The following is a 23,831-nucleotide window of genomic DNA, read 5'->3' on the forward strand; positions in this document are numbered from 1 at the left end:
CTCGAACATGATCAAAGCCGACGATCTCAAGCTCTTGCGCATCAATTACCTGCGCGGCCCCAACATCTGGACTTACCGCTCCGTGCTGGAAGTCTGGCTGGACCTCGGGGAACTGGAAGACTACCCCTCCAACAAGATCCCCGGCTTCAAAGACCGGCTGGTCGCCCTGCTGCCTGCCTTGATCGAGCACCACTGCGGTGTCGGTGAGCGTGGTGGCTTTCTGCAGCGGCTGGAGGAAGGCACCTGGGCCGGGCACATCCTGGAGCACATCGTCATCGAGCTGCTGAACCTGGCCGGCATGCCGACCGGCTTTGGCCAGACGCGCAGCACCTCACGCCACGGCGTGTACCGCATGGTGTTCCGTGCCCGCGAAGAGCGCGTGGCCCGGGCCGCCCTGGACGAAGGCCACAAACTGCTGATCGCCACCATCCAGGGCGAGTCCTTCGACGTGAAGACCGCCGTGAACCGCGTGCGCACCGAGGTCGACAACTGTTACCTGGGCCCCAGCACCGCCTGCATCGTTGACGCAGCCACCGACCGCCGTATTCCCCACATCCGACTGAACGACGGCAACCTGGTGCAACTGGGCTACGGCGCCAGCCAGCGCCGCATCTGGACAGCCGAGACCGAATTCACCAGCGCCATCGCAGAAGGCATTGCGGGCGACAAAGACCTGACCAAATCACTGCTTAAATCGTGCGGCGTTCCGGTGCCCGAGGGGCAGATCGTCAACAGCCCCGAGGAAGCCTGGGAAGCCGCCCAGGACATCGGCCTGCCGGTGGTGGTCAAACCCTCGGACGCCAACCACGGCCGTGGCGTGACCCTGGACCTGCACGAACAAGCCGACATCGAAGCCGCCTACCACGTGGCCTACCCCGAGGGCAGCGACGTGATGGTGGAACGCTTCATCCCCGGTCACGAACACCGACTGCTGGTGGTGGGCGACCGGGTGGTGGCCGCGGCCCGCGGCGAGATCATCGGCATCACCGGTGATGGTCGCAGCACGGTGCGCCAGCTGATCGACAGCCAGCTCAACTCCGACCCGCGCCGCGGCATCGAAGAAGAGTTTCCGCTGGAGACCATCGTCATCGAAACCAACAACAAGGTGCAGCTTGAAATCCAGCGCCAAGGCCTGACGCCTGAAGCCGTGCCGGCTGCCGGCCGCTTTGTGGTGATCGAGCGCAACGGCAACGTGGCCATCGACTGCACCGACAGCGTGCACCCCGAAGTGGCTCATGCCGCCACCCTGGCCGCCCGGGTCGTGGGCCTGGACATCGCCGGCATCGACATGGTGGCGCAGGACATCTCGCGCCCTCTGAACGACCAGGGCGGCGCCATCGTCGAGGTCAACGCCGGCCCCGGCCTGTTGATGCACCTGAAGCCCGCCGAGGGCTCGCCCCGCCCGGTGGGCCGCGCCATCGTCGACCACCTGTTCCCCGAAACCGAGGGCGACAACGCCCCCGGCCGCATCCCGGTGGTGGGCGTGGCAGGCACCCGCGACACCCACAAGATCGCCCGCATGGTGGCCTGGCTGGCCCATTTGAGCGGCCGCCAGACCGGTCTGGCCTGCAGAGACGGCCTGTTCCTGGACCGCCGCCGTGTCGAATCGGTGAATTGCGCCCACTGGGAGGCCGGCCACCGCCTGCTGATGAACCACTCGGTGCAAGCCACCGTGATCGAAAACGGTGCTGAAACCATCCTGCGTGATGGCCTGCCCTACGACCGCTGCCAGGTGGGCGTGGTGACCGACCTCGAAGGCTTTGAGGCCCTCAGCCACTACGACGTGCACGAGCCCGACCAGATGGTGCGCGTGATGCGCACCCAGGTGGACGTGGTACTGCCCGACGGCGTGGCCGTGCTCAACACCGCCGACTCCCGCGTCAGCGACATGGCCTCGCTGTGCGATGGTTCGGTGGTGCTGTACGGCCTGCAGGCCGGCATCCCTGCCATCGAAGCCCACCGCGCAAGCCAGGGCCGCGCCGTCTACCTGAAGCAAGGTTACGTGGTACTGGCCGAAGGCAGCCACGAAAAGGTGCTGTCCGACCTGGGCGACATCCGCGAGCGCCAGAACACCGCTTTCCCCATGACCGAAGAGGCCCTGCTGGCCGCCGTGGCCACAGCCTGGGCCCTGGAGATCTCGCCCGACCTGATCGCCGCCGGCATCGAGACCTTCGATCCCGATCCGCAACCGGTCCGCCCGGCCGGCAGCACCGCCTTTTTCCGCTGAACAACGGCCCCCCTGCGCCCCTGAACACCCAAGAGAAACAGATGGAAGTCTCACGCATCCGGGCCCTGCGCGGCCCCAACATCTGGAGCCGCCACACCGCCATTGAGGCTGTGGTGGAATGTGCCCCCGCCGAGCGCTCGATTGCCGCCCTGGAAGGCTTCGAAGCCCGTATCCGAGCCCTCTTCCCGGGCCTGGGGCCGCTGCGCCATGACAGCAACGAAGGCCCGGTCTCGCTGGCCCACGTGCTCGAAGCCGCCGGCCTGGCCCTGCAATCACAGGCCGGCTGCCCGGTCACCTACAGCCGCACCAGCACGACCTCCGAAGCCGGCATCTACCAGGTGGTGATCGAGTACAGCGAAGAAGCCGTCGGCCGCCAGGCCTTCGACTTGTCGCTGGCCCTGATCCAGGCAGCGCAGAACAACGCGGCCTTCGACATCGATGAGGCCATCGCCAAGCTGCGTGAAACCGATGAAGACGAGCGCCTGGGCCCCAGCACAGGCTCGATCGTCGAAGCCGCCGTCAAACGGGGCATCCCCTACCGCCGCCTGACCTCGGGCAGCCTGGTGCAGTTTGGCTGGGGCTCGCGCCAGCGCCGCATCCAGGCCGCCGAAGTGGACACCACCAGCGCTGTGGCCGAATCCATCGCGCAAGACAAAGACCTGACCAAGATGCTGCTGCGCGCCGCCGGCGTGCCCGTGCCGCTGGGCCGCCCCGCGACCAGCCCCGACGATGCCTGGGCCGCAGCGCTGGAGATCGGCCTGCCCGTGGTGCTCAAGCCGCAGGATGGCAACCAGGGCAAGGGCGTCACCGTCAACATCGTCGACCGCGCCCACCTGGACCTGGCCTACAAGGCCGCCGCCGACATCGGCGAAGTGCTGGTCGAGAAATACCTGCCCGGCAATGACTTCCGCCTGCTGGTGGTGGGCGATCGCCTGGTCGCTGCGGCCCGCCGCGACCCGCCCCAGGTGATCGGCGACGGCGTGCACACCGTGCGCCAACTGGTCGACATCGTGAACGCCGACCCGCGCCGCGGCGTGGGCCACGCCACCTCGCTGACCAAGATCCGCTTTGACGACATTGCCATCGCCCGGCTGGCCCTGCAAGACCTGAAGCCTGAATCCGTGCCGCCCAAGGGCCAGCGCGTGATCCTGCGCAACAACGCCAACCTGAGCACCGGCGGCACCGCCACCGACGTGACCGACGACGTGCACCCTGAAGTGGCCGCCCGTGCGGTGGCCGCAGCCCAGATGGTGGGCATGCACATCTGCGGCGTCGACGTGGTCTGCGAAAGCGTGCTGCGTCCGCTCGAAGAGCAGCACGGCGGCATCGTCGAAGTCAACGCCGCCCCCGGCCTGCGCATGCACCTGATGCCCTCCTTTGGCAAGGGCCGCCAGGTGGGCGAGGCCATGGTCTCGCACCTGTACAACAGCGGAGAAAACGGCCGCATCCCGGTGGTGGCCGTCACCGGCACCAATGGCAAGACCACCACCGCCCGCCTGATCACGCACCTGTTCAGCGCCAGCGGCCTGCGCGTCGGCATGACCAACACCGACGGCGTGTACGTGAACGGCCGCCAGATCGACAGCGGCGACTGCAGCGGCCCCAAGAGCGCCCGCAACGTGCTGCTGCACCCCGATGTGGATGCGGCCGTGTTCGAGACCGCGCGCGGCGGCATCCTGCGCGAAGGCCTGGGCTTTGACCGCTGCCAGGTGGCTGTGGTCACCAATGTGGGCGCCGGCGACCACCTGGGCATGAACTACATCGACACGGTGGAAGACCTGGCCGTGGTCAAGCGCGTGATCGTGCAGAACGTGGCCCCCCAGGGTTACGCCGTGCTCAATGCCGTCGATCCCATGGTCGCCGCCATGGCCGAAAGCTGCCCAGGCCAGGTGATCTACTTTGCCCGAGACCGCAACCACCCCGTCATGGCCACCCACCGGGCCCAGGGCAAGCGCACCGTCTATGTGGACGGCGACGCCATCGTGGTGGCCGAAGGCACCTGGCGCGAGCACATCCTGCTGCGCGACGTGCCCATCACCCGCAACGGCACCATCGGCTTCCAGGTCGACAACGTGATGGCCGCCGTGGCCGCCGCCTGGGGCGTGGGCCTGAGCTGGGACACCATCCGCAGCGGCGTGGCCAGCTTTGTCAACGACAGCGACAACGCCCCCGGCCGCTTCAATGTGATGGACTTCCGCGGCGCCACCGTGATTGCCGACTACGGCCACAACCCCGACGCCATGCGCGCCCTGGTCTCGGCCGTCGAGGCCATGCCGGCCCAACGCCGCGCCGTGGTCATCAGCGGTGCCGGTGACCGGCGCGACGAAGACATCACCGAACAGACCGCCATCCTGGGCCAGGCCTTTGATGACGTGGTGCTGTACGAAGACGCCTGCCAGCGCGGCCGCGCCGACGGCGAGGTGATGGCCCTGCTGCGTCAAGGCCTGGCCGGCGCCACCCGCACCCGCCATGTCGAAGAGATCCAGGGCGAGTTCAAGGCCATCGACGTGGCCCTGGACCGCCTGCAACCCGGCGACCTGTGCCTGGTTCTGGTGGATCAGGTGGAAGAGGCGCTGGCGCACCTGGCGAAGCGAGTGGCGGAGGGGTGATCTGGCCCCTCATAGCGGTTGCCGGTCACGGCGTGGCAGGGCCAGCCCTCGGATCAAGCCCAGAGGGCCAGGACGCAATCCTGCGCCGCCTCCGCCACACATGGCAGCACCCATCCCTCAGCCTTCTCCTCCCGGCTGAGGCCCGGCCATTCAATGCGGTAACGCACCTCACCCGCCACCAGCCGGCACATGCAGGTGCGGCATGTGCCGTTGCGGCATGAACTGAGCAACTCGATGCCGGCGCGCTCGGCCGATTCAAGCAGTGATTCACCCTCAGCCGCCGTCCACTCCGCATCCAGATCAGGACAGCGGATGCGCCACTCGGTCATGGCTCAGACCACCATCGGTGTCACTGCGCCATCCATGGCCAGGATGGCGCCGGTGACGTAACTGGCCTTGGGCGAGGCCAGAAACACCACGGCGTTGGCAATTTCGTCCGGGGTGGCCAGTCGCCCCAGGGGCAGCTTGGCGCGGGAGCGTTCCAGGGCCTCTTCCGGGCTGATGCCTTGCAGACGGGCCTCGGCATTCAGGCCTTCACGCAGGCGTTCGGTCAGGGTGGCGCCGGGGTTGACCGCGTTCACTCGCACGCCCCGCGGGCCATAGGCGGCTGCCAGTCCGGCGCTGACCAGCATCAGCGCGGCATTGGCCGCACCGCCGGGCAGGTGGATGGGGCTGGCCACCTTGCCGCCCGCGCCCACCACGTTGACGATCACGCCCCGCCCGCGCTGGCCCATGCGCTTGATGGTGGGGTCAATCATGTGCAGATAGCTGAAGTACTTGGCCTGCATGGCGTCGTGCCAGGCCTGGGGGGTCAGCTCATCGGGTGGGGTGCGGCGGGCGGCGCCGGCTGAATTGACCAGCACATCGACCGGGCCAAAGCCTGCCTCAGCAGCGTCCAGGGCCCCCAAGGCGGCGGCGGCATCGCACAGATCGGCCGCCACCGTGGCCACACGCTGCGCATCGCCGCCCAAGGCCTCCAAAGCCTGCGCCAGCGTCTGCGGGTTGCGAGCGACCAGCGTCACACGGGCCCCTTCGGCCAGAAAACCCTTGGCGCAGGCCAGGCCAATGCCTTTGCTGCCACCGGTGACCAACACATGTTGCGCGTCCAAGCCGAGTTCCATGCTCATCTCCAGAGTTGTCAAGAAATGCGGGCAGACTAACGCAATCGCCGCCCTTGGGCGCAACCTCAGGAGAAAACCCCATGCCCGATTCCGCCCCCCCCGCCATCCGGACGGCCCTTCAACGCCTGAGCGCCGGGCTGGGGCTTGCCCTGCTCGCCCTGAGCACCCACGCCAGCCCCGATCTGGTCGGCGACGTCAGCACGGCCTTCAAGCTGATCGGCCCCAACCACAAGATCGTGGTTGAAGCCTATGACGACCCCCAGGTGGAGGGCGTGACTTGCTTTGTGTCTCGCGCCCGCACCGGCGGCCTGTCGGGGGCTTTTGGCCTGGCCGAAGACAAGGCCGAGGCCTCGATCGCCTGCCGGCAGGTGGGTCCGATCACGTTCAAGAAGCCCTTGCCGCGAGAAGACGAGGTGTTCTCGGAGCGCATGTCCATTCTGTTCAAGCGCCTGCGCGTGGTGCGCATGGTGGACATCAAACGCAACACCCTGGTCTACCTGACCTACTCGGATCGCCTGGTCGAAGGCTCGCCCCAGAACAGCCTGACGGCGGTGCCGGTGGATCGGGCCCAAGCCATTCCGCTGAAGTAAGCCATCAAGCCTTCATTGCAGCGCGGTGCCGGCGCGCCGGCACCAGGCGCAGCATCTCTTCGCGCAGCAGCGCCACCATCTCGGTGGCGGCGGGGCTCAGGGCCCGGCCGCGGCGCGTGACCAAGCCGATGGGGCGGCGGATATCGGGCCGACACAGGCGCCGCTTCACCACCCCGGGCAAGGGGGCCACGGCCGCCGCCCATTCGGGCAGGGCCGCCACGCCCAGACCGGCCGCCACCATGGCCTGGATGGTGGCCAGGTGCTCCACCTCGTAGCGCGGCGCAAAACGCAGGCGGTGCTCCAACAGGGCGGCGTCAGCATATTGGCGCACGCTGGTGGGCTGGGGCATGGAGATGTGCACCAGGTCGGCCACCTCGGCCCAACCCAAGGCCTGCCGACTGTTGGCCAAGGCATGCTGCGCGGGCAACAGCAGCACAAAGCCGTCCGAGGCCAAGGGCTGGTCATCCAGATCGGCGTAGGCCGGGTTGGCGGCCGTGAGCGCAAAGTCCACCTCGCCGCGACGCACCAGATCAAAGGCCGGGCCCGACAAGGTATCGATCACCGACAGCCGGATGCCCGGGTACTGGGCTGCCAGCCGGGCCATGGCGGCGGGCACCACCGTGGCCGCCAGCGAGGGCAAGGCCGCCAGCGTGACTTGCCCCACCTGCAATTCGGCCACGCTGCGCACCGCCCGCACGGCCTCATCAGTCTGGGCGCGCAGCACCTTCACCTGCTCAAAAAACACCTGCCCGGCCAGGGTGAGCTGCACGCTGCGCGTGGTGCGATCGAACAGCCGCGTGCCCAGAGACTCTTCCAGCCGGGTCAGCACGCCCGACACCGCCGACTGCGACAGGTGCACCTGATCGGCGGTGCGCCGAAAGCTCAGGGTTTGTCCCAGGGCGAGAAAGACGTCGAGCTCACGGGTGGACCAATTGATCTGCATAGCCGATCAGTTTATTGAAAAAATCGTCTGGACGGTGCAATGCCCTCTTCCTAGACTGCGCTGACTTTCTCAATTCAGCGGCGCAACCTCAGCCCCTAGACACCATGAACCCTGACTTGCTTTTACCTGCCCACCCCCGCCACACCCATGCCGTGGTGGTCGGCGCCGGCACCATGGGCGCCGATGTGGCCACCGTGCTGGCCCGGGGCGGCTGCCGCGTCACCGTGAGCGACCCCAACCTCGTCCAGCGGCAGGCCCTGGCCCAACGGGTGCGACAAGGCCTGCAGGCCCTGGAGCTGGGCCACCGCGTCGAACGCGTGCAGGCCGTGGCCAGCCTGCAGGACGTGGATTGGCATGACGTGGTGCTGGTCATCGAATGCATTCCCGAAAAGCTGGACCTGAAACAGGCCCTGTTCGCCGAACTGGTGCAGCGCGCCCCCGCCCACGCGGTGCTGACCAGCAACAGCTCCAGCTTCCCCATCAGCGCCATTGCGGCAGGGCTGCCCACGGCCGAGCGCATGCTGGGCCTGCATTTCTTCATGCCAGCCCACCTGGTGCCCTTGGTCGAGGTGGTGCATGGCCCGACCACCGACGAGGCCCAGGCCACCCGTCTGTGCCAGTTCATGCGTGGCTGTGGCAGCGTGCCGGTGCGGGTGCGCAAGGACAAGCCGGGCTTTCTGGCCAACCGCCTGCAGCACGCGCTGGCCCGCGAGGCCTTTGCCATGATCGACGAGGGCGTGGCCACGCCGGAGGACGTGGACGCCGCCGTGCGCTTTGGCTTCGGCTTTCGCTACCTGGCGGCCGGCCCGGTGCTGCAACGCGACCATGCCGGGCTGGACGTGCACTGCGCCGCCGCGGCCACCATGTACCCCTCGCTGACCGCCAACACCGAGCCAGCCCGGGTGCTGCGCGAGCAGGTGGCCGCCGGCCGCCTGGGCATGAAAGCCGGGGCTGGCTTCTACGAATGGCCCGAAGAGCGGCGACTGGCCGAACGCCAGCGCTATGACACCTTGCTGCAGCAAGGCCTCGCCCTGCTGGCGTCCGAATTGCCGCCTATCGAGCGCGACTGAGCCCACACCACGCACTCCCAGCCCTGACCGGAGAACCCCATGCCCAGCACGCCACTGATCATCACCTCGGCCCCCAACGGGGCCTACAAACTGCACAGCGACCACCCCGCCGTGCCGCTGACCCCCTCCGCCCTGGCGGTCACCGCACGCCAGTGCCTGGATGCCGGTGCGGCCATGCTGCACCTGCACATCCGCGACGCCCAGGGTCACCACAGCCTGGACGTGGAAGGCTACCGCGATGCCCTGAGCGCCGTGCGCGCCGCCGTGGGCGACCAGATGGTGCTGCAGGTCACCAGCGAGGCCGCCCGGGTCTACCACGCCCCGGCCCAGATCGCCATGGTGCGCGAGCTGCGGCCCGAGGCCGTGTCCGTAGGCTTGCGCGAGGTCGATCAGCCCGAGATCGGTGAGCAAGGCCTGGCCGACTTCTTCAGCTGGCTGGCCAGCGAGCGTGTGATGACGCAGGTGATTCTTTATGACAATGCCGACCTGTTGCGCTGGCAATCGCTGCGCGAACGCGGTGTGGTGCCCGAGGCGCCCTGGTTCCTGCTGTTTGTGCTGGGGCGCTACACCGCAGGGCAAACCTCCAGCCCACGCGACCTGGTGCCTTTTGTGCACGCCCACACCGGGCCCGAGCCCTGGGCCGTGTGCGCCTTTGGGGCCACCGAACACGCCTGCGTGACCGCCGCCGCCGCCCTGGGCGGGCATGTTCGAGTGGGCTTCGAGAACAACCTGCAGCTCAAGGATGGCAGCCGGGCCCCGCACAACGCGGCCCTGGTGGCCCAGGCGGCCGAAGCGGCCGCCAGCCTGGGCCGCCCGCTGGCCACGGCACGCCACATTCGCGAACTGTTCGCAGGCTGAGCCCCCACAAGACCAAGACCGGAGACAAACAACATGCAACGCCAACAATTCACTCGGGCCCTCGGCGGCCTGGCCCTGGCCGCCCTGGCCACGCTGTTCAGCACAGGCACCCAGGCCCAGGAGCCCTGGCCCAACAAGACCATCCGCTTTGTGGTGCCCTACCCGCCCGGCGGCCCCACCGATCTGATGGCGCGCCTGCTGCAAGGCGAGATGCAAACCCGCCTGGGTGTGTCGGTGATCGTCGACAACAAGAGCGGCGCCGGCGGCAACCTGGGCAGCGCTGAAGTGGCCAAGCAAGCGCCCGCCGACGGCTACACCCTGCTGCTGGCGGCCAGCGGCCCCATGGCGGTCAACCCGACGCTGTACCGCAACATGCCATTCAACCCGCTGGCCGACCTGGCGCCGGTGATCCAGCTGTCGGCCTTCCCGCTGGTGTTGGAGGTCAACCCCAAGACGGGCATCAAATCGGTCAAGGAATTGATCGCCGCGCTCAAAAGCAAACGCGCCACCGAGCTGGCCTTTGCCTCGGCCGGCAACGGCACGCCCCAGCACCTGGCCGGCGAATTGTTCAACACCCAGATCGACACCAAGATGCCGCACATCCCCTACCGCGGCGCGGGCCCGGCCTTGAACGACCTGTTGGGCGGCCAGGTGAACGTGATGTTCGACATCCTGGGCAGCTCACTGCCCTACATCCAATCGGGCAAACTCACCGCGCTGGCCGTCACCACCCCCAAGCGCGTGCCCACCCTGCCCGATGTGCCCACCATGGCCGAAGCCGGCATGCCCGGCTACGAAATGACGGGCTGGCACGGCATCGCGGTGCGGGCCGGCACGCCGCCTGCCGTGATCGACAAGCTCAACAGCACCCTGAACGCGATCTTCAACCAGCCCGAGTTCCGCAAGAAGTGGGAGGCCATCGGTACGCCGGTCGTGGCCGGCAGCGCCGCACAGTTTGGCGAACTGATCAAGAAGGAGTCGGTGCGCCTGGGCAAGCTGGTGAAAGATTCGGGGGCGACGGTGGACTGAGGCTTGGCCCACAAAAAAGCCCCGGGGCCTGCGCGCCGGGGCTTTTCTCTGAGGAGCCGCTTCAGAGCTTGAAGGCCACCACCTCTTGGCGTTGCTCGCCCAGGCCGCTGATGCCCAGGGTCATGACATCGCCCTTCTTCAGGAACACCGGTGCCGGCTGGCCGTCCTTCTTGACACCCATGCCCACGCCGGGCGGGGTGCCGGTGGTGACGATGTCGCCCGGCTCCAGGGTCACGAACTGGCTCAGGTAGCTGATGATCTTGGCCACGCTGAAGATCATGGTCTTGGTGCTGCCGCTTTGCATGCGCTGGCCGTTCAGGTCCAGCCAAAGATCCAGGCGCTGCGGATTGGGCACTTCGTCGCGGGTCACCAGCCAGGGGCCGACGGGGCCAAAGGTGTCGCAGCCCTTGCCCTTGTCCCAGGTACCGCCACGCTCGATCTGGAACTCGCGCTCGCTCACATCGTTGACCAACACGTAGCCGGCCACATGGTTCAGGGCCTCTTTTTGCGACACATGGCGCGCCTGCTTGCCGATCACCACACCCAGCTCCACCTCCCAATCGGTCTTCTTGGAGCCCTTGGGCAACATCACAGGGTCATTGGGGCCTTGCAGGCAGCTGATGGCCTTGGTGAACACCACGGGCTCCTTGGGCACCGGCAGGCCAGCTTCGGCCGCATGGTCGGCGTAGTTCAAGCCAATCGCAATGAACTTGCGCACGCCGGCCACCGGCGTGCCAAAACGCGGCTTGCCACGCACCAACGGCAACTTGTCAGCCTTGACCTTGGCCAGCTTGGCCAGGGCGGCGTCGCTGAGTTGATCGGGCCCCAGGTCCTTGAGCACGCCGCTCAGGTCGCGTAGTTTGCCGTCGGCGTCAATCAGGCCGGGTTTTTCTTTGCCGGGGTTGCCGTAGCGTACGAGTTTCATGAAATTCTTTCAGTTTGGACGGAATACAAGCCCAGTGAGCACGCAAAATTACAAGCGAGCCGTTTATACCAAGCAATGACCGCAATATGCTTGACTCGAGCGCCAAGTGATTTCACGCACAAGGCCCCGACAAGGTGCGCATCCTGCACATGCAAGAGAATGCACACCCCATTCATTCCCATCTGTTCAGGCGATCCAAGAAGACATGATTCACTCATCTCAACGGCAATGCGGATCCTGCACCAGTTGCTGTGAAGGTTGGTTGACGGGAAGCATCCAGGGCCATGCGATGCAACCAGGAACACCTTGCCACTTCCTGTGCGAAAAGCAATGCAGCATCTACTCGGACCGCCCCGAGCATCCATGCCGACAATTCGAGTGTGGCTGGTTGATGCACGACAGTCCCTTTGGCGAGGATGATCGCCCTGACAAATTGGGGGTCATCATCGTGCCCATACTCTGGCGAGGCCAGAGAGCTTGGATTCTGGTGCCGGCCGGACGCGATCCCGACGAGGCCTTGATGGAGCGAATGCGTCAGCACAGCCAATCGAATGGCGAACCTCACATGATCAAAAAGCCAGGCCGCTTGCTCTGCTACGGCGTCCCGGATTTTCAACAGGACATGCTCGCTATGGCAGAACAAGGCAAGAGCCCCTGGTGATTGGAAAAAATCGGGAGATCGTCCGGGTCAGCCTCTGCAGTCGTTAGGTGCCGAGCCCTGGGCACCCCTGAGGCGAGTTCAGAGGGCTCACGATCGTTGATTGAAGTAGACGCAATCAATCAATAGACTATCTCCAACTTCAAGTCATCCGCCCACAAGGCACCCGGCCCCTCAAGCATGTAACCAAATCGCAGCACATAGGTATTCGGCGGGATGGAAATCTCGATGGAATGCTTAGCCCATGGGGCAGTCCCTCGAACCTTGCTTTCATTCATGTGATTCCAGGCCAAGATGTCACCGCCGCCTCCATTGGCCTGAAGAATCAAGGCACCACCGACTTCGGTGGCATCCTGACTGCGCAGGAAGCCACTGAGCACCGCCTTCTTCCCCACCCAACAAGACTTGATGACGATGGTCTGTTGCAAGGATCCAAAGTCCTCATCACCCACCCGCTTCATCTTGGCGCTGACGGGCGGGGAATACGGCTCCTGGGTATCCCTCTCGAAAACATAGTGACCCGGATGCACATGCTCAATGGGCTGCCAATCCCGGATACCAGAGGGAGGACCCACTTCATCAAATGAAGCATTCTTGATCGACACCGTTTCGCGAGTTCCTGAGGCCCCTGCCACACAGGGTTGAATCTGCGCCAAAACGGCCTGGCTGGTGAGCAGGAAGGCCAGTGAAAAAAGCGTGCGGTTGAAAAAAGTCATGATAAAAATCATCCAAAAATACAAGCGGTATGGACCTGAGGCCATACCGCAAAACTCGCTTGGTCTAAATCGTACGGCCCTGGGTCAGGGTCCGAGTGGCAACAAGAGGTCCAAAGCGCCTTCCAACTGCTCCGACGGCAATCGCTTGAAGCCCGTGCGCGCATAGCGCTGCAGACGCCCTTGGACGAAAGCCGTCAGCATCGCGGCCTGGGCTTGTGAGCGCACCGAAGGCTTGGACGAGCCCACTGCCTCGGCCTGCGGGCGCAGGCATTGGCGAAAGGTCAGCTCCAGCCGCTCAAAAAACTGGTTCATGCGCTGCTGCAAGCGCTCGTGCTCCAGCACCAAGGCATCTCCGCACATCACGCGCACCATGCCCGGGTTCTTTTCGGCAAACTGCACCAGCAGGTACATCACCCGGGTGGCCTGGCGGCGTCCCAGGGTGGCTGGATCGGGGTTGGCGCTGGCTTCGCGTTCGATCATCTGCTTGGAGAGCGAAAACACGGTCTGCTCGATGAAGTCGATCAGGCCTTCGAACATCTGGGCCTTGCTGGCAAAGTGGCGGTACAGGGCCGCCTCGCTGACCCCGATGCGGGCCGCCAGCGCCGCCGTGGTGATGCGCTCGGCACCGGGCTGCTCCAGCATGCTGGCCAGGGTCTGCAGGATCTGCACCCGGCGCTCGCCGGGGCGCGGTCGTTTGCGGGTGGCCGGGACATCGGGCTCGCTGCCGACCGGAGGGGCGTCGGTTTCGGGTGCGGCAGGGAGTTCGTGCGGTTCAGTCATCGGCATGGAAGATGGGCTCGAACGATTCTCGCACACCGGCCCAACGCGACCGCTAGGCCGTCTGGGCCGGCAGCACCAGCCTGACCAGCAGACCACACTGCCCCGGGCCGCTCAACAGCTCCAGGCTGCTGTGGTGCACGCGGGCGATTTCATGGGCGATGGCCAGCCCCAGCCCACTGCCCTCGCCCTGGGTGCCGGGCACGCGGTAAAAGCGCTCGGTGACCCGGTGGCGTTCAGCCGGCGCAATGCCCGGCCCATCGTCCTCCACGGCCAGATAGGGCAACGATGAGTCCCCCACCTCCAGCAGGCCGCAGCGGATGGTCACACTGCCACCGCGCGGGGTGTAGCGGATGGCGTTGTCGATCAGATTGCCCAGCAACTCGCGCAGCAGCCACTCATGCCCTGTCGTGTGAGCCGGCTGGGCTGCCAGCCCCAGGTCCAGGCCGCGCGCCGTGGCGGTGTCCAGATGGGCTTCCAGCAACGACTCACACAGGGCCAGCAGGTCCACCCGCTGCATGGGTTGAGCCTCCATGGCGCGCGCATCGGCACGCGACAGGGCCAACAACTGGTTGGCCAACTGGGAGGTGCGCCGCGTGGCCTGGCGCAGCTTGTCGAGCTGCTCGGCATTCAGGGTGATGCTGGCGGGAGTCGAATCGGCTGCAGCCCCGCTGAGCCGCAAGCGCTGCTTCGTTTGCAGCACCTGGGCCCAGGCCTCCACTTGAGCCTGCAGGCCCGCCAGCGGGGTGCGCAATTGGTGAGCGGCATCGGCAATGAAGCGCCGCTGACTGGCCGACTGCGCATTCACCAGATCAAACAGCCGGTTGAGCGAGGCCACCAGCGGCCGGACCTCGGCCGGAGAAGCTTCGACGTCAATGGCACTCAAATCTTGGGGCGATCGCTTGCTGACCGCCTCTGTGAGTTCCGTCAGGGGCCGCAAGGCGCGGCCCACGGCCCAGCTCACGGCCAGGGCGGCCGCCACCATCAGCACGCCATTGGGCAGCAGCACACGCAACAAGGCACTGAGCCACTGCTGGCGGGGATCTGAGCCATCGGCCAATTGCACCATCAGATCGCCTGCGCGGGTGTGCATCCGCTGCGAAACAATACGGTAGGTGACGCCGTCGTACTCGGTGCTGTGAAACTCGGGTTCGGCAGTGGCCACAACGGCACTGGGCAGCCACAGGTCGCCATGCAGCAGGTGGCCTTCCAGGTCATTGATGCTGTAACCGGCCAAGCCGCCACGGCTCTTGAGGAAATCCTCCACCGGCGGCGCCAGCAGCAGCACCGGCGGGTCGCCCGTTTGCACCCCCGGCGCCAACACCGAGTCAGCCAGCAAAGGCACGTAGCGCAGCAATTGCCGGTCGTGCTGCACTGCCGCGCTGTCGGCCGAGCGGTAATCCACCCAGACGTTGACCAGGCCCAGGACAAACAATGGCCCCAGCAGCAGCACCAGCAACCGGTTGCGCAAGCCTGAGGCCATGGGGCTCAGACTTCCTGCTGTTCAAGCCGGTAGCCAAAGCCCCGGATCGAGCGCAGCGCCAGACCATGCGGCTCCAGCTTGCTGCGCAGGCGCGAAATGTAGACCTCGACGGCATTGGGCGTGATTTCCTTGTCCCACCCGGTCAACGCTGCCAGCAGCTTGTCTTTGCTGGCGGGCTTGGGGGCGTTGATGAGCAAGTACTCCATCACCGTCCACTCACGCGGGCCCAGTTCGATCACTTGCTGCCTGACCTGGCCTTCCACCACGCTGCGCACCGTGGCTCGGCGACTGGCCGTGTCCATTTCAAGCGGGCCGAAGCTCAGCACCGCCGAGGTCGCGGCCTGCGAGCGGCGCAGCAATGCGCGCAACCGAGCCAGCAACTCTGGCAGTTCAAAGGGCTTGACCATGTAGTCGTCGGCCCCCAGGTCCAGGCCCTGTACCCGGTCTTGCAGCGCGTCGCGGGCGGTCAGGATCAACACGGGCATGGTCCGGCTGGCCACGTCCGACAGGCGCAGACGCCGAGTCAGGTCCAGGCCGCTCATGCCCGGCAAACCGATGTCGATGATGGCGGCGTCAAAGGTTTCGTCGCGCAGCACTTCTTCGGCCCGCTCACCACTGCCCACCCAGTCGACGGCATAGCCAGCGTCCGTCAGGCCCAGCTTGATGCCGCTGGCCACCATCACATCGTCTTCGACCAGCAACAGTCTCATGGCGATGCCATCCTCAACACAAGGGGGGATGCGCCGCTCAATGCGAGCGGATCATGGTGCCGTAGGCCTGATCGGTCAGGATTTCAAGCAGCATGGCGTGCGGCACGCGGCCATCGATGATGTGCACGGCATTGACGCCGCTTTTGGCAGCATCCAGGGCCCCCGCGATCTTGGGCAGCATGCCACCCGAGATGGTGCCGTCGGCAAACAACTCATCGATGCGCTTGGCCGTCAGATCGGTCAGCAGTTGACCCGACTTGTCGAGCACGCCGGGCGTGTTGGTCAGCAGCACCAGCTTTTCGGCCTTGAGCACCGTGGCCAGCTTGCTGGCCACCACGTCGGCATTGATGTTGTAGCTTTCGTTGTCCTCGCCAAACCCGATCGGGCTGATGACGGGGATGAAGGCATCGTCCTGCAAGGCCTTGACCACGCTGGGGTCGATCGAAACGATGTCGCCCACCTGGCCCACGTCGTACTCTTTGCTGGGGTCTTGGTTGTCGAGCATCTTGAGTTTCTGGGCGCGGATCATGCCGCCATCCCGGCCGGTCAGGCCCACGGCCTTGCCGCCGGCCTGGTTGATCAGCCCCACGATGTCCTGCTGCACCTCGCCGGCCAGCACCCACTCGACCACCTCCATGGTCTCGGCATCGGTCACCCGCATGCCCTGGATGAACTCGCCCTTCTTGCCCAGGCGGTTCAGGGCCGTCTCGATCTGCGGGCCGCCGCCATGCACCACCACCGGGTTCATGCCGACCAACTTGAGCAGCACCACGTCTTCGGCAAAGTCAGCCTGCAGGGCCGGGTCGGTCATGGCATTGCCACCGTACTTGATGACCAGCGTCTTGCCGTGGAACTTGCGGATGTAGGGCAGCGCCTGGGCCAGGATCTCGGCCTTGTCGCGCGGGGCAATGGATTGGAGTTCGGTCATGGTCTGAACAGGATGAAGGTGAAAACGCTGGCGGCCGGGGCAGGCCTGCAGGTTGGCGATAGACGCTGGCGCACAAGCACCCCAGCGACACAGGCGAATTGTGCCGCATATGGCGCGCAGCTCAGCGCCGCAACCAGCCCGGCACCTTGAAACGAACAATGGCCAGATAAGCCAGGACGTAGGTCACGACGAAGAGACCGCAGAAGAACATCAGCACGAGGGTGTTCTGCCAGAACAGCACTGCCGGGAACACGGTCAGGGCGGTGAAACCCCAGAGATAGGGTGAAGTGCGGTTGTTGCGAATCAACAGTTGACGGGCCTGGTCATCATGAAAGACCTTGCGCACCAGGCGGCGAAAAATCAGCTGATGAAAATGCAAGGCGTCGGCCATCCCAGGAGAAACACCTCGGGCTGACTTTCGGTATATCGAAAATAGAGTTTCGCCAACGGGGTAGATGAGCAACAAGAGGGGAAACCAGGGCGATATCGAGGGATTGCGCTGCACCAGCAAAATTGCCCCCACGGCGACCACCCCTCCCCAGAGATAGGCACCGGCATCCCCTGCAAAGATCAGCCCTCGGGGGTAATTCCAGAACAGGAATCCTGCCGTGGCACCAACCAAGGCCATCATCAGTGCACACATGGTGCGGTCCCCCACCTGCAGTGCCACATGCGCCATGGCAAGGCAGATCAGCATGGCCACCGTGCCCGCCAGACCGTTGTAGCCATCGATGATGTTGAAGGCATGGGGCAGGCCCGCAACAGCGACCAATGCCAATGCAATACCCAGCCAGGGCCATTGACTCAAGGCAAGATCGAACCATGCGATGTCAAGCCGTGTGATGGACAGATCCAGCAAACCACAGGCCAAGGCTGCCGATACCAGTGTTGCCAACAAGCGCCAACCCACCGAAAGACGTTGCGTCACATCTTCAAGCAAGCCCACCCACAATGCCGGCATCAAGGCAACGACCCACCCTAGCACCCAAGGCAAACTGATACGTAGATTCAGATTGATCACGACGCCATCGACCGCGGCGCATATCAACCAAGCCCCCACCAATCCCGCAGAAATCGCCAAACCACCGAGTCGTGGCACTTGCCCCGTATGGAACCGCTGAGGCTTGTCGGACGCATAGCTCACGCCCAGTTGCGCTCGCGAACGCACAAGCAAGACTCCAACCACCAGGGCGAGTACAAAGGCAATCGAAGTGAGGATGATCATGTGTCAAGCAATGTGATCCGACAGGTCGTCCGAATCACGTGACGCCCCAGACCACCTCAGCAGTCACCCATCATGCGACGGACGAGCGAAGGCGCTCCTGCTCCTGTGCGGCTCGCTGCAATTGACCGAAATGTTCGCGGGCAAACAACTGAGCATAGGCAATGGGCAAAGCGCCCTCATCGCGCAATTTGACCAACTGCTGAGGCTTCAGGGTCGACAGTTTGGCCTCGTCCAATCGGTACAGACCTTCCACCACCTGCGTTTCACCGTTGTGGTTGGTCGCCAGTTGCCAGGGCACGATCAAACCGGCAGCGACCAAGGCGTTGATGGCACGTTGGGTCTGGGCCCGGCTGCGCATCACCTCGGTGAGGTAGTCCACAGCCTTCTGGGTCTCAGGACTGAGCTTGCCTTGAGCGTCGAAGTAAGGCGCCCCATCCATGGACGTCACAATGTGCTCGCCCTCGGTGGTGGAGTACAGGGTGTACTCCCCCTTGTCAGACTGCAGCAGGGTGAAAGGATAGCCCCGCAGCAAGGCCGGAATGTAACCTCCCAGCCATTGGCCCTGAGGGCCCACCAGCAGGTTGGTGCCGGGCTGCAGCGACATCACGGCCATCAGTTGAAACGAGTCGGTCACCTTGGCAAACACCAGGGGAAGGTGCGCAGCAGCCTTGAGCAGTTCACCAGCCACGACAGGCACAAAGTGAAGGTCTGCAGCATACAAGTAGTTTCCTGGATGCTTCCAGTATTTGCCTGCGTAGTCTTCGGGAGAGACGGCTTGAAGTGCCTGCATGAATTAACCTTATATGTCAGCATGGGGCCTGGCAGGCTCTTTTTGGAGAGAACAGGGTTAAGAACCCGACCAGAACTCGAATCAGGCATTCTAACTGGCAGACCACCTGCCCCCCAGAACACGCACCACGCCTGCATCCGGGGGACCGGGTTGTGCATTACCCCTTCCTCGGACACCGCGCCGGCATGGGCAATGACGGTTGTGCGGCTCACCCGAGCCCACTTGCCAGGTGCACGGACAGCATGCACTCAGACCCATCCAGCATGGATGGCGGGCCAGGCTGCCCATGCCCGGCAACTGCCGTCAACTCCGTGCACAACAGTGATAATTGGGCGATGCCTCAACCCCGCCCCAACCTTCATGTTTATGCCAGAGAACTGCCTCAGAACGAACGCGATTCATTGACCGTTCTTTGTCAGTTGGTTGCGACGGGGGCCAGCGTACTGGACCTGGGTTGTGGTGGCGGCGCACTCGGGCGTCACCTGAGCGAACGACAGAACTGCCAAGTGGATGGTGTGACCTTCAACCCTCGGGAAGCTGATCTGGCTCGGCCGTTTTACCGCCGAGTGGAAGTTGCCGACCTGGATGATTGCGACCTGTTGACCCTCTTCAATGGGCAAACCTACGACTACGTCATCTGCGCGGACGTGCTGGAACATCTGAAGCACCCAGAACGTGTGCTTGCCGCGTGCCGGCGCTTGCTGGGCGTCCAGGGAGAACTGCTGGTCTCCGTCCCCAACGTCGGCTATGTCGGTTTGGTGGCCGATTTGCTGCAGGGCCAGTTCAAATACCGGGACGAAGGCCTGTTGGACCGGACCCACCTGAGGTTCTTCACCCGCCAATCGCTGTTCGACTTCCTGAGCCATGCAAATTGGGGCCTTCTGAGCCTTGAAACCGTAGAACGCCCACTGGCCGAGTCGGAGTTCGTCACCCGTTTTGACGACCTGCCCCCCAACGTCGCCCGCTTCCTGCTTTCGACTCCTGACGCCCTGAGCTATCAATTCATCGCCCGGGCCCGCCCTGGAGTGAGGGCAGAGTTCATTCCGGCGCTTAACCAGCTTGGCACCGCCAGTTTCACAGCCTATGCCTACTGGGCAGAACTAGGCCACTACAGCGAATCATGCAAAGTCATGTCCCGTGGATCGATTGGGCAAGCCCGGCAAACCCTGCGCTTTGCCCTGCCTCCGGCCATTGCGGCAGAGCGCCTGCGCTTGGACCCTGCGGACCGGCCTGGCTTCTTGCACCTGTTCGCGGCACGGCTGCTGTCGTCGCAAGGCCAGTTGCTCTGGGATTGGGCCATCGAACGGGACGGTCTGCTTCCGCTGCAAGGAATGCCATCGCAACAAATGCTGCTGCGCGGCCCAGGCCTGGGCTCGCCCGGTGCCATGGTGCTGCTGTGTGGGGATGATCCCTGGCTGGAGCTTCCGGTGAGCCCAATGCTGCCACATGCCGCAGGTGGATGGCTGGAAGTTGATCTGGGCTGGCCCATGTCGCCAGACTACCTGGCCCTGGCAGACAGCGTTCGAGAGCTGGAGCTTCGTTTCAATCAGGCCCAGACCTGGGCGCAGACCACCGCAACGGTGGCGACGCTGCACGAGAACGTCAAACAACTGCAAGATCGGGTGGACTCACTACTGGGGTTGAAAGAACAATTGCAGCGCGAACTGCAATCCTTGCGCGGCGCCACGCCCGCGCCCGATCCAGCAGGTGCCGAAGAGGTAGCCTCTCCTCTGCCCGCGGCACAGCCCCAGGAACCTGTCAGCCCGCAGACCGGCCCCACTCCCGCAGTGTCTGCACCGCCAAGCACGGTGGACATCATTGTTCCGGTCTACCGCGGCCTGTTCGACACCCAGCGCTGTATCAGCTCGGTACTCAACAGCGCCCAGCAACAGGACTGGCGTCTCGTGGTGATCAACGATTGCAGCCCGGAGCCCGAGGTGACCCATTGGCTGCGCGAGCTGAGCCAGCATGAACCACGTGTGACCCTCCTGGAAAACGAGCTCAACCTGGGCTTTGTGGCCACGGTCAACCGAGGCATGGCCCTGAGTGACCGCCACGATGTGGTGCTGCTCAACAGCGACACCGAGGTGGCCAACGACTGGCTGGATCGATTGGTGCATGCGGCCCATCACAACGGCCGGGTTGGCACGGTGACGCCCTTTTCAAACAACGCCACGATCTGCAGCTACCCTGCTTTTTGCCAGGCCAATGCGCTGCCATCCGGCCACAGCACCGGAAGCCTGGATGCACTTTTTGCCCAGTCCAATGCGCGGCAAGTGGTGGATATTCCCACCGGCGTCGGCTTTTGCATGTACATCCGCCGAGACTGCCTGGATCAGGTGGGCCTGTTCGATGTGGCGTCGTTTGGCAAAGGTTATGGCGAAGAAAACGATTTCTGCCGCCGAGCCCATGCGGCAGGTTGGCGCAATCTGCACGCGCTGGACACCTTTGTGCTGCACGCTGGTGGCGTGAGTTTTGGCGCCTCCAAGAATGCCCGCGAACTGGCCGCTATGGAAACCATGCGCCGCATCCACCCCGATTATGAAAGTGTGGTACAGGAGTTCATCCAGCGCGATCCGGCGCGTGCCGCCCGCGTTGCGGTAGAACTGCGGCGGCTGCACGCTGGCGACAAGACCAGTGTGCTGCTGGTCTCACACGACCGCGGCGGTGGCACCCTGCGCCACATCAGGGAACTCGCTGACCACATGGCGGACCAAGCCATGTTCCATCTGCTGACACCAGCCGCTGATGATCAGGTGAAGCTGTCCGTGAGCTACCCGGCAGAATCGTTGACGCTTTGGTTTCGGCTGCCGGATCAGACACCCGAACTGCACCGGGCACTGCGCAGCCTCAACGTGGGCCACGTGCATTTCCACCACCTGCTGGGCCAACGACCCGAAGTCTGGCAACTGCCTGAAGCATTGGGCACCGCTTTCGATTTCACGGCGCACGACTACTACGCGATGTGTCCACAGATTTCGCTCACGGACGCAAGCCACAACTATTGCGGCGAAAAGGGTTTGAGCCAATGCCACGAGTGTCTGCGCCAGACACCCGCCCCGGGCAATCCGACTATCGAGCTCTGGCACATGTACCACGGCGACATGCTGGCTCGCGCCCGCTATGTGCTGACCCCAAGCCAAGACGCCAGCCGACGCCTTGTGCGTTTTGCACCCAATGCCAATGTCCGCTTTGCACCGCACACCGATATCCAGCATCCCCATGCACTACCGGTGCCTGCCCCGCTAGCAAGGGACCCAGAACAACCCTTGCGCATCGTGGTCATTGGCGCGCTCAGTGCCATCAAGGGCGCCGATCTGCTTGAAGCCGTGGCCCTGGCCGCGGCACAGGCGCAGGTGCCTTTGGAGTTTCACCTGGTTGGCTACGCCTATCGCGCCCTGAAGACCCAACCGCGAAGCAAGCTCACGATCCATGGCCCCTACGATGAACAAGAGTTGCCGGAGTTGCTTGAATGGCTGCAACCCGAGCTCGCATGGTTCACCGCCCGCTGGCCCGAAACCTACAGCTACACCCTCAGCGCCTGCCTGGACGCTGGCCTGCCCGTCGTCGCCCCAACGCTGGGAGCGTTCACTGAACGACTCGCAGGTCGAGCATGGACCTGGTTGCGCCCCTGGCAAACTGTTGCAATAGACTGGATGCTGTTTTTCGACTCGATCCGCATCCAGCACTTCAACACCTTGCGGCCACCGCCTCCGGCCGACAACGCTGAAGCCCCATCCGTCTTCGATATGCAGACCCGCGCTTGGCATTACGCCTCCGACTATCTGCGCGGTGTGAAGGCCCCGGTGGGTGGCGCTGTCATGGCGGTGGACGAACTGCTGGGGTTTTCGAGCCCTGGCGGAGCCCCCAAGATCAAGCCCGTCGAGGAGGTGCCTGATTCGCACGTGCAAACGGCCCCCCCGCCAGAAGCGCCTTTGCAAACCCAGGCAGACCCGGCCTCGGCACCCCGGCCGGAAACCACCCTGCCGGGCTCCCGCCTTGCCCGCATCCAGTCGGTGCCCGGTGTGCGTTGGGTGGCCCACAGGGTGCCCGGCCGGGTGCGCCGTGTCATCAAACGTTGGCTCGGTTGAAGCCTCAGGCGGTGTAGCGGCGGCGCAGACGCAAAAACGGCTTTTCGATGAGGGCCATGCTCAAAGCCCCCATGGGGATGGCCAGCAAAAAGAAAGCCGTTCCCCAGGCCCAGGCGGCCCCGAAGCTTTGCATGGGCATCACCCGCTGATGAACCCATTCGGCCGCGGCAAATACCCAGAACGGATGCAGCAGGTAGATGGAATAAGAGTAGCTGCCCACCTTGGCCAGGCCACCTGACCAGCCCTGGTCCTTGAAACTGAAGGATTGGTCGTACCAGGCAATCAGAAGGGCATAGGCCAGAGCCTCAAGGGTGGGCAGGAACACCCAGACCACCGTTTTGGCAGGGTAGCCGCCAAAGCCATAGAAGCCGCCGGCCCGGTCAAACCATGCATAGAACGCGGTGAACACTGCCATGGCCCCCAAGGCCAGGGCATGCCGCCCCTTGAACCAGGGCGCGATACCCGCAAACACCATGCCCGCCAGAAACTGATCCATGCGGCCGACCAGCGTCAGGTAGGCCAAAGACTGAACCTCGCCCTCGTGCCAGAACCAGACGGCCCGGAACATCAAGGCCGCCAAGATCAGCATGGGCAGGCTCCAGACGGATCGCCGCATCAACAACAGCAACAAAGGCAGCAACAGATAGAAGTGGAACTCCACCGTGATAGACCACCCTCCATTGGGCAGGCTGGGGCGCCACCACCCCCAAAGCACCTGTTGTACGAACTGATGCTGAGCCTGCGGGTCTGCGCCCTGCAGGACCAGTAAGCCACCGGCCAGCAACACCACGAAGACCAGCAGGGGCAACAGGCGCAGGCAGCGGTTGTAGAAAAACAGGCTCAGGCGGATCGACCGCCCTGCCAGCAGACGGGCAAACAGATAACCGCTGAGCACCATGAACAAGGCCACCCCGGTGTGGCCCTCGTCGAGCAAGGCCAGGGGATAGAACGCAGGAGCCCCCTCAAACGGGATCGGAATGCCTTGGCGGCCATGCGCAAAGTGCCAGATGAACACCAGGTAGGCGGCCAAGGCCCGCAAATGGTCCAGCCCGACATAGTGCGCACCCGAACTCGATCTCAT

At 64.6% G+C, this 23,831-nt stretch carries 20 protein-coding genes; 8 read left to right on the forward strand and 12 right to left on the reverse strand.

All coding sequences use genetic code 11. The features are described 5' to 3' along the window. Nucleotides 1–7 precede the first annotated feature (7 nt). Both AC07VS_RS24480 and cphA read left to right on the forward strand, forming a co-directional pair. A complete protein-coding gene (locus AC07VS_RS24480; RefSeq protein ID WP_494752261.1) occupies nt 8–2,227 on the forward strand; it encodes a cyanophycin synthetase in 2,220 nt (739 codons plus the stop codon). Nucleotides 2,228–2,268: 41 nt separating this feature from the next. Beyond that, nucleotides 2,269–4,836, forward strand: a complete 2,568-nt coding sequence (gene cphA / locus AC07VS_RS24485; protein ID WP_492348903.1) for a cyanophycin synthetase — start codon at nt 2,269–2,271, stop codon at nt 4,834–4,836. A 53-nt stretch (nt 4,837–4,889) separates the two neighbouring features. Here cphA and AC07VS_RS24490 read toward each other — a convergent pair whose 3' ends face one another. After that, nucleotides 4,890–5,165 (reverse strand): 2Fe-2S iron-sulfur cluster-binding protein, encoded by a 276-nt coding sequence (locus AC07VS_RS24490; RefSeq protein ID WP_494752262.1) that lies wholly within the window; start codon nt 5,163–5,165, stop codon nt 4,890–4,892. 3 nt (nt 5,166–5,168) lie between these two features. Then, entirely contained in the window at nt 5,169–5,957 is a 789-nt protein-coding gene (locus AC07VS_RS24495) for an SDR family oxidoreductase (RefSeq protein ID WP_494752263.1), read from the reverse strand. Between the two features lie 80 nt (nt 5,958–6,037). On the opposite strand from AC07VS_RS24495, the gene AC07VS_RS24500 reads away from it, so the two are divergent. Beyond that, on the forward strand, nt 6,038–6,547 hold the full coding sequence (locus AC07VS_RS24500; protein ID WP_494752264.1) for a CreA family protein: 510 nt from the start codon (nt 6,038–6,040) through the stop codon (nt 6,545–6,547). 4 nt (nt 6,548–6,551) lie between these two features. Here AC07VS_RS24500 and AC07VS_RS24505 read toward each other — a convergent pair whose 3' ends face one another. Continuing rightward, on the reverse strand, nt 6,552–7,490 hold the full coding sequence (locus AC07VS_RS24505; protein ID WP_494752265.1) for a LysR family transcriptional regulator: 939 nt from the start codon (nt 7,488–7,490) through the stop codon (nt 6,552–6,554). 104 nt (nt 7,491–7,594) lie between these two features. On the opposite strand from AC07VS_RS24505, the gene AC07VS_RS24510 reads away from it, so the two are divergent. From AC07VS_RS24510 to AC07VS_RS24520, 3 genes are read left to right on the forward strand one after another with little or no spacing between them, the layout of a single operon-like run. Then, on the forward strand, nt 7,595–8,560 hold the full coding sequence (locus tag AC07VS_RS24510) for a 3-hydroxyacyl-CoA dehydrogenase family protein (protein ID WP_494752266.1): 966 nt from the start codon (nt 7,595–7,597) through the stop codon (nt 8,558–8,560). 39 nt (nt 8,561–8,599) lie between these two features. Further along, entirely contained in the window at nt 8,600–9,418 is an 819-nt protein-coding gene (locus tag AC07VS_RS24515) for a beta-keto acid cleavage family enzyme (protein WP_494752267.1), read from the forward strand. Nucleotides 9,419–9,451: 33 nt separating this feature from the next. Next, complete coding sequence (locus AC07VS_RS24520; protein WP_494752268.1) at nt 9,452–10,447, forward strand: Bug family tripartite tricarboxylate transporter substrate binding protein; 996 nt, start codon at nt 9,452–9,454, stop codon at nt 10,445–10,447. A gap of 61 nt (nt 10,448–10,508) precedes the next feature. On the opposite strand, the gene AC07VS_RS24525 is transcribed toward AC07VS_RS24520, so the two are convergent. Continuing rightward, the gene (locus tag AC07VS_RS24525) at nt 10,509–11,372 is read right to left on the reverse strand and encodes a fumarylacetoacetate hydrolase family protein (protein WP_492348894.1); all 864 of its coding nucleotides are present in this window, start codon (nt 11,370–11,372) and stop codon (nt 10,509–10,511) included. 391 nt (nt 11,373–11,763) lie between these two features. Between AC07VS_RS24525 and AC07VS_RS24530 the strand changes: the two genes are divergently transcribed. Beyond that, nucleotides 11,764–12,033 (forward strand): hypothetical protein, encoded by a 270-nt coding sequence (locus AC07VS_RS24530; protein WP_494752269.1) that lies wholly within the window; start codon nt 11,764–11,766, stop codon nt 12,031–12,033. 119 nt (nt 12,034–12,152) lie between these two features. Here AC07VS_RS24530 and AC07VS_RS24535 read toward each other — a convergent pair whose 3' ends face one another. The 7 genes from AC07VS_RS24535 to AC07VS_RS24565 all read right to left on the reverse strand — a co-directional run bounded on the left by AC07VS_RS24535 (nt 12,153) and on the right by AC07VS_RS24565 (nt 18,659). Continuing rightward, nucleotides 12,153–12,746 (reverse strand): hypothetical protein, encoded by a 594-nt coding sequence (locus AC07VS_RS24535; protein WP_494752270.1) that lies wholly within the window; start codon nt 12,744–12,746, stop codon nt 12,153–12,155. 84 nt (nt 12,747–12,830) lie between these two features. Continuing rightward, nucleotides 12,831–13,526 carry a nucleoid occlusion factor SlmA gene (gene slmA, locus AC07VS_RS24540; RefSeq protein ID WP_494752310.1) on the reverse strand — a complete coding sequence of 232 codons (696 nt, stop codon included), beginning with the start codon at nt 13,524–13,526 and terminating at the stop codon, nt 12,831–12,833. 52 nt (nt 13,527–13,578) lie between these two features. After that, nucleotides 13,579–15,006, reverse strand: a complete 1,428-nt coding sequence (locus AC07VS_RS24545; protein ID WP_494752271.1) for a sensor histidine kinase — start codon at nt 15,004–15,006, stop codon at nt 13,579–13,581. Nucleotides 15,007–15,011: 5 nt separating this feature from the next. Further along, on the reverse strand, nt 15,012–15,716 hold the full coding sequence (locus tag AC07VS_RS24550; RefSeq protein ID WP_492348891.1) for a response regulator transcription factor: 705 nt from the start codon (nt 15,714–15,716) through the stop codon (nt 15,012–15,014). A gap of 37 nt (nt 15,717–15,753) precedes the next feature. Continuing rightward, complete coding sequence (gene argB / locus AC07VS_RS24555; protein WP_492348890.1) at nt 15,754–16,644, reverse strand: acetylglutamate kinase; 891 nt, start codon at nt 16,642–16,644, stop codon at nt 15,754–15,756. A gap of 121 nt (nt 16,645–16,765) precedes the next feature. Next, nucleotides 16,766–17,869 carry an MraY family glycosyltransferase gene (locus AC07VS_RS24560; RefSeq protein ID WP_494752272.1) on the reverse strand — a complete coding sequence of 368 codons (1,104 nt, stop codon included), beginning with the start codon at nt 17,867–17,869 and terminating at the stop codon, nt 16,766–16,768. A gap of 70 nt (nt 17,870–17,939) precedes the next feature. After that, a complete protein-coding gene (locus AC07VS_RS24565) occupies nt 17,940–18,659 on the reverse strand; it encodes a SapC family protein (protein WP_494752273.1) in 720 nt (239 codons plus the stop codon). A 335-nt stretch (nt 18,660–18,994) separates the two neighbouring features. Here AC07VS_RS24565 and AC07VS_RS24570 point away from each other — a divergent pair, with 335 nt between their 5' ends. Further along, complete coding sequence (locus AC07VS_RS24570; RefSeq protein ID WP_494752274.1) at nt 18,995–22,750, forward strand: methyltransferase domain-containing protein; 3,756 nt, start codon at nt 18,995–18,997, stop codon at nt 22,748–22,750. A gap of 4 nt (nt 22,751–22,754) precedes the next feature. On the opposite strand, the gene AC07VS_RS24575 is transcribed toward AC07VS_RS24570, so the two are convergent. Continuing rightward, nucleotides 22,755–23,831 carry an acyltransferase family protein gene (locus AC07VS_RS24575; RefSeq protein WP_494752275.1) on the reverse strand — a complete coding sequence of 359 codons (1,077 nt, stop codon included), beginning with the start codon at nt 23,829–23,831 and terminating at the stop codon, nt 22,755–22,757.

The organism is Curvibacter sp. GW821-FHT01G03, assembly GCF_059422285.1.

Coding starts and splice junctions, on each gene's coding strand:
- AC07VS_RS24480 (WP_494752261.1), top strand. CDS start 8: ATGATCAAAGCCGACGATCTCAAGCTCTTGCGCATCAATTACCTGCGC.
- cphA (WP_492348903.1), top strand. CDS start 2,269: ATGGAAGTCTCACGCATCCGGGCCCTGCGCGGCCCCAACATCTGGAGC.
- AC07VS_RS24490 (WP_494752262.1), bottom strand. CDS start 5,165: ATGACCGAGTGGCGCATCCGCTGTCCTGATCTGGATGCGGAGTGGACG.
- AC07VS_RS24495 (WP_494752263.1), bottom strand. CDS start 5,957: ATGGAACTCGGCTTGGACGCGCAACATGTGTTGGTCACCGGTGGCAGC.
- AC07VS_RS24500 (WP_494752264.1), top strand. CDS start 6,038: ATGCCCGATTCCGCCCCCCCCGCCATCCGGACGGCCCTTCAACGCCTG.
- AC07VS_RS24505 (WP_494752265.1), bottom strand. CDS start 7,490: ATGCAGATCAATTGGTCCACCCGTGAGCTCGACGTCTTTCTCGCCCTG.
- AC07VS_RS24510 (WP_494752266.1), top strand. CDS start 7,595: ATGAACCCTGACTTGCTTTTACCTGCCCACCCCCGCCACACCCATGCC.
- AC07VS_RS24515 (WP_494752267.1), top strand. CDS start 8,600: ATGCCCAGCACGCCACTGATCATCACCTCGGCCCCCAACGGGGCCTAC.
- AC07VS_RS24520 (WP_494752268.1), top strand. CDS start 9,452: ATGCAACGCCAACAATTCACTCGGGCCCTCGGCGGCCTGGCCCTGGCC.
- AC07VS_RS24525 (WP_492348894.1), bottom strand. CDS start 11,372: ATGAAACTCGTACGCTACGGCAACCCCGGCAAAGAAAAACCCGGCCTG.
- AC07VS_RS24530 (WP_494752269.1), top strand. CDS start 11,764: ATGCACGACAGTCCCTTTGGCGAGGATGATCGCCCTGACAAATTGGGG.
- AC07VS_RS24535 (WP_494752270.1), bottom strand. CDS start 12,746: ATGACTTTTTTCAACCGCACGCTTTTTTCACTGGCCTTCCTGCTCACC.
- slmA (WP_494752310.1), bottom strand. CDS start 13,526: ATGACTGAACCGCACGAACTCCCTGCCGCACCCGAAACCGACGCCCCT.
- AC07VS_RS24545 (WP_494752271.1), bottom strand. CDS start 15,006: ATGGCCTCAGGCTTGCGCAACCGGTTGCTGGTGCTGCTGCTGGGGCCA.
- AC07VS_RS24550 (WP_492348891.1), bottom strand. CDS start 15,716: ATGAGACTGTTGCTGGTCGAAGACGATGTGATGGTGGCCAGCGGCATC.
- argB (WP_492348890.1), bottom strand. CDS start 16,644: ATGACCGAACTCCAATCCATTGCCCCGCGCGACAAGGCCGAGATCCTG.
- AC07VS_RS24560 (WP_494752272.1), bottom strand. CDS start 17,869: ATGATCATCCTCACTTCGATTGCCTTTGTACTCGCCCTGGTGGTTGGA.
- AC07VS_RS24565 (WP_494752273.1), bottom strand. CDS start 18,659: ATGCAGGCACTTCAAGCCGTCTCTCCCGAAGACTACGCAGGCAAATAC.
- AC07VS_RS24570 (WP_494752274.1), top strand. CDS start 18,995: ATGCCTCAACCCCGCCCCAACCTTCATGTTTATGCCAGAGAACTGCCT.
- AC07VS_RS24575 (WP_494752275.1), bottom strand. CDS start 23,831: ATGAGATCGAGTTCGGGTGCGCACTATGTCGGGCTGGACCATTTGCGG.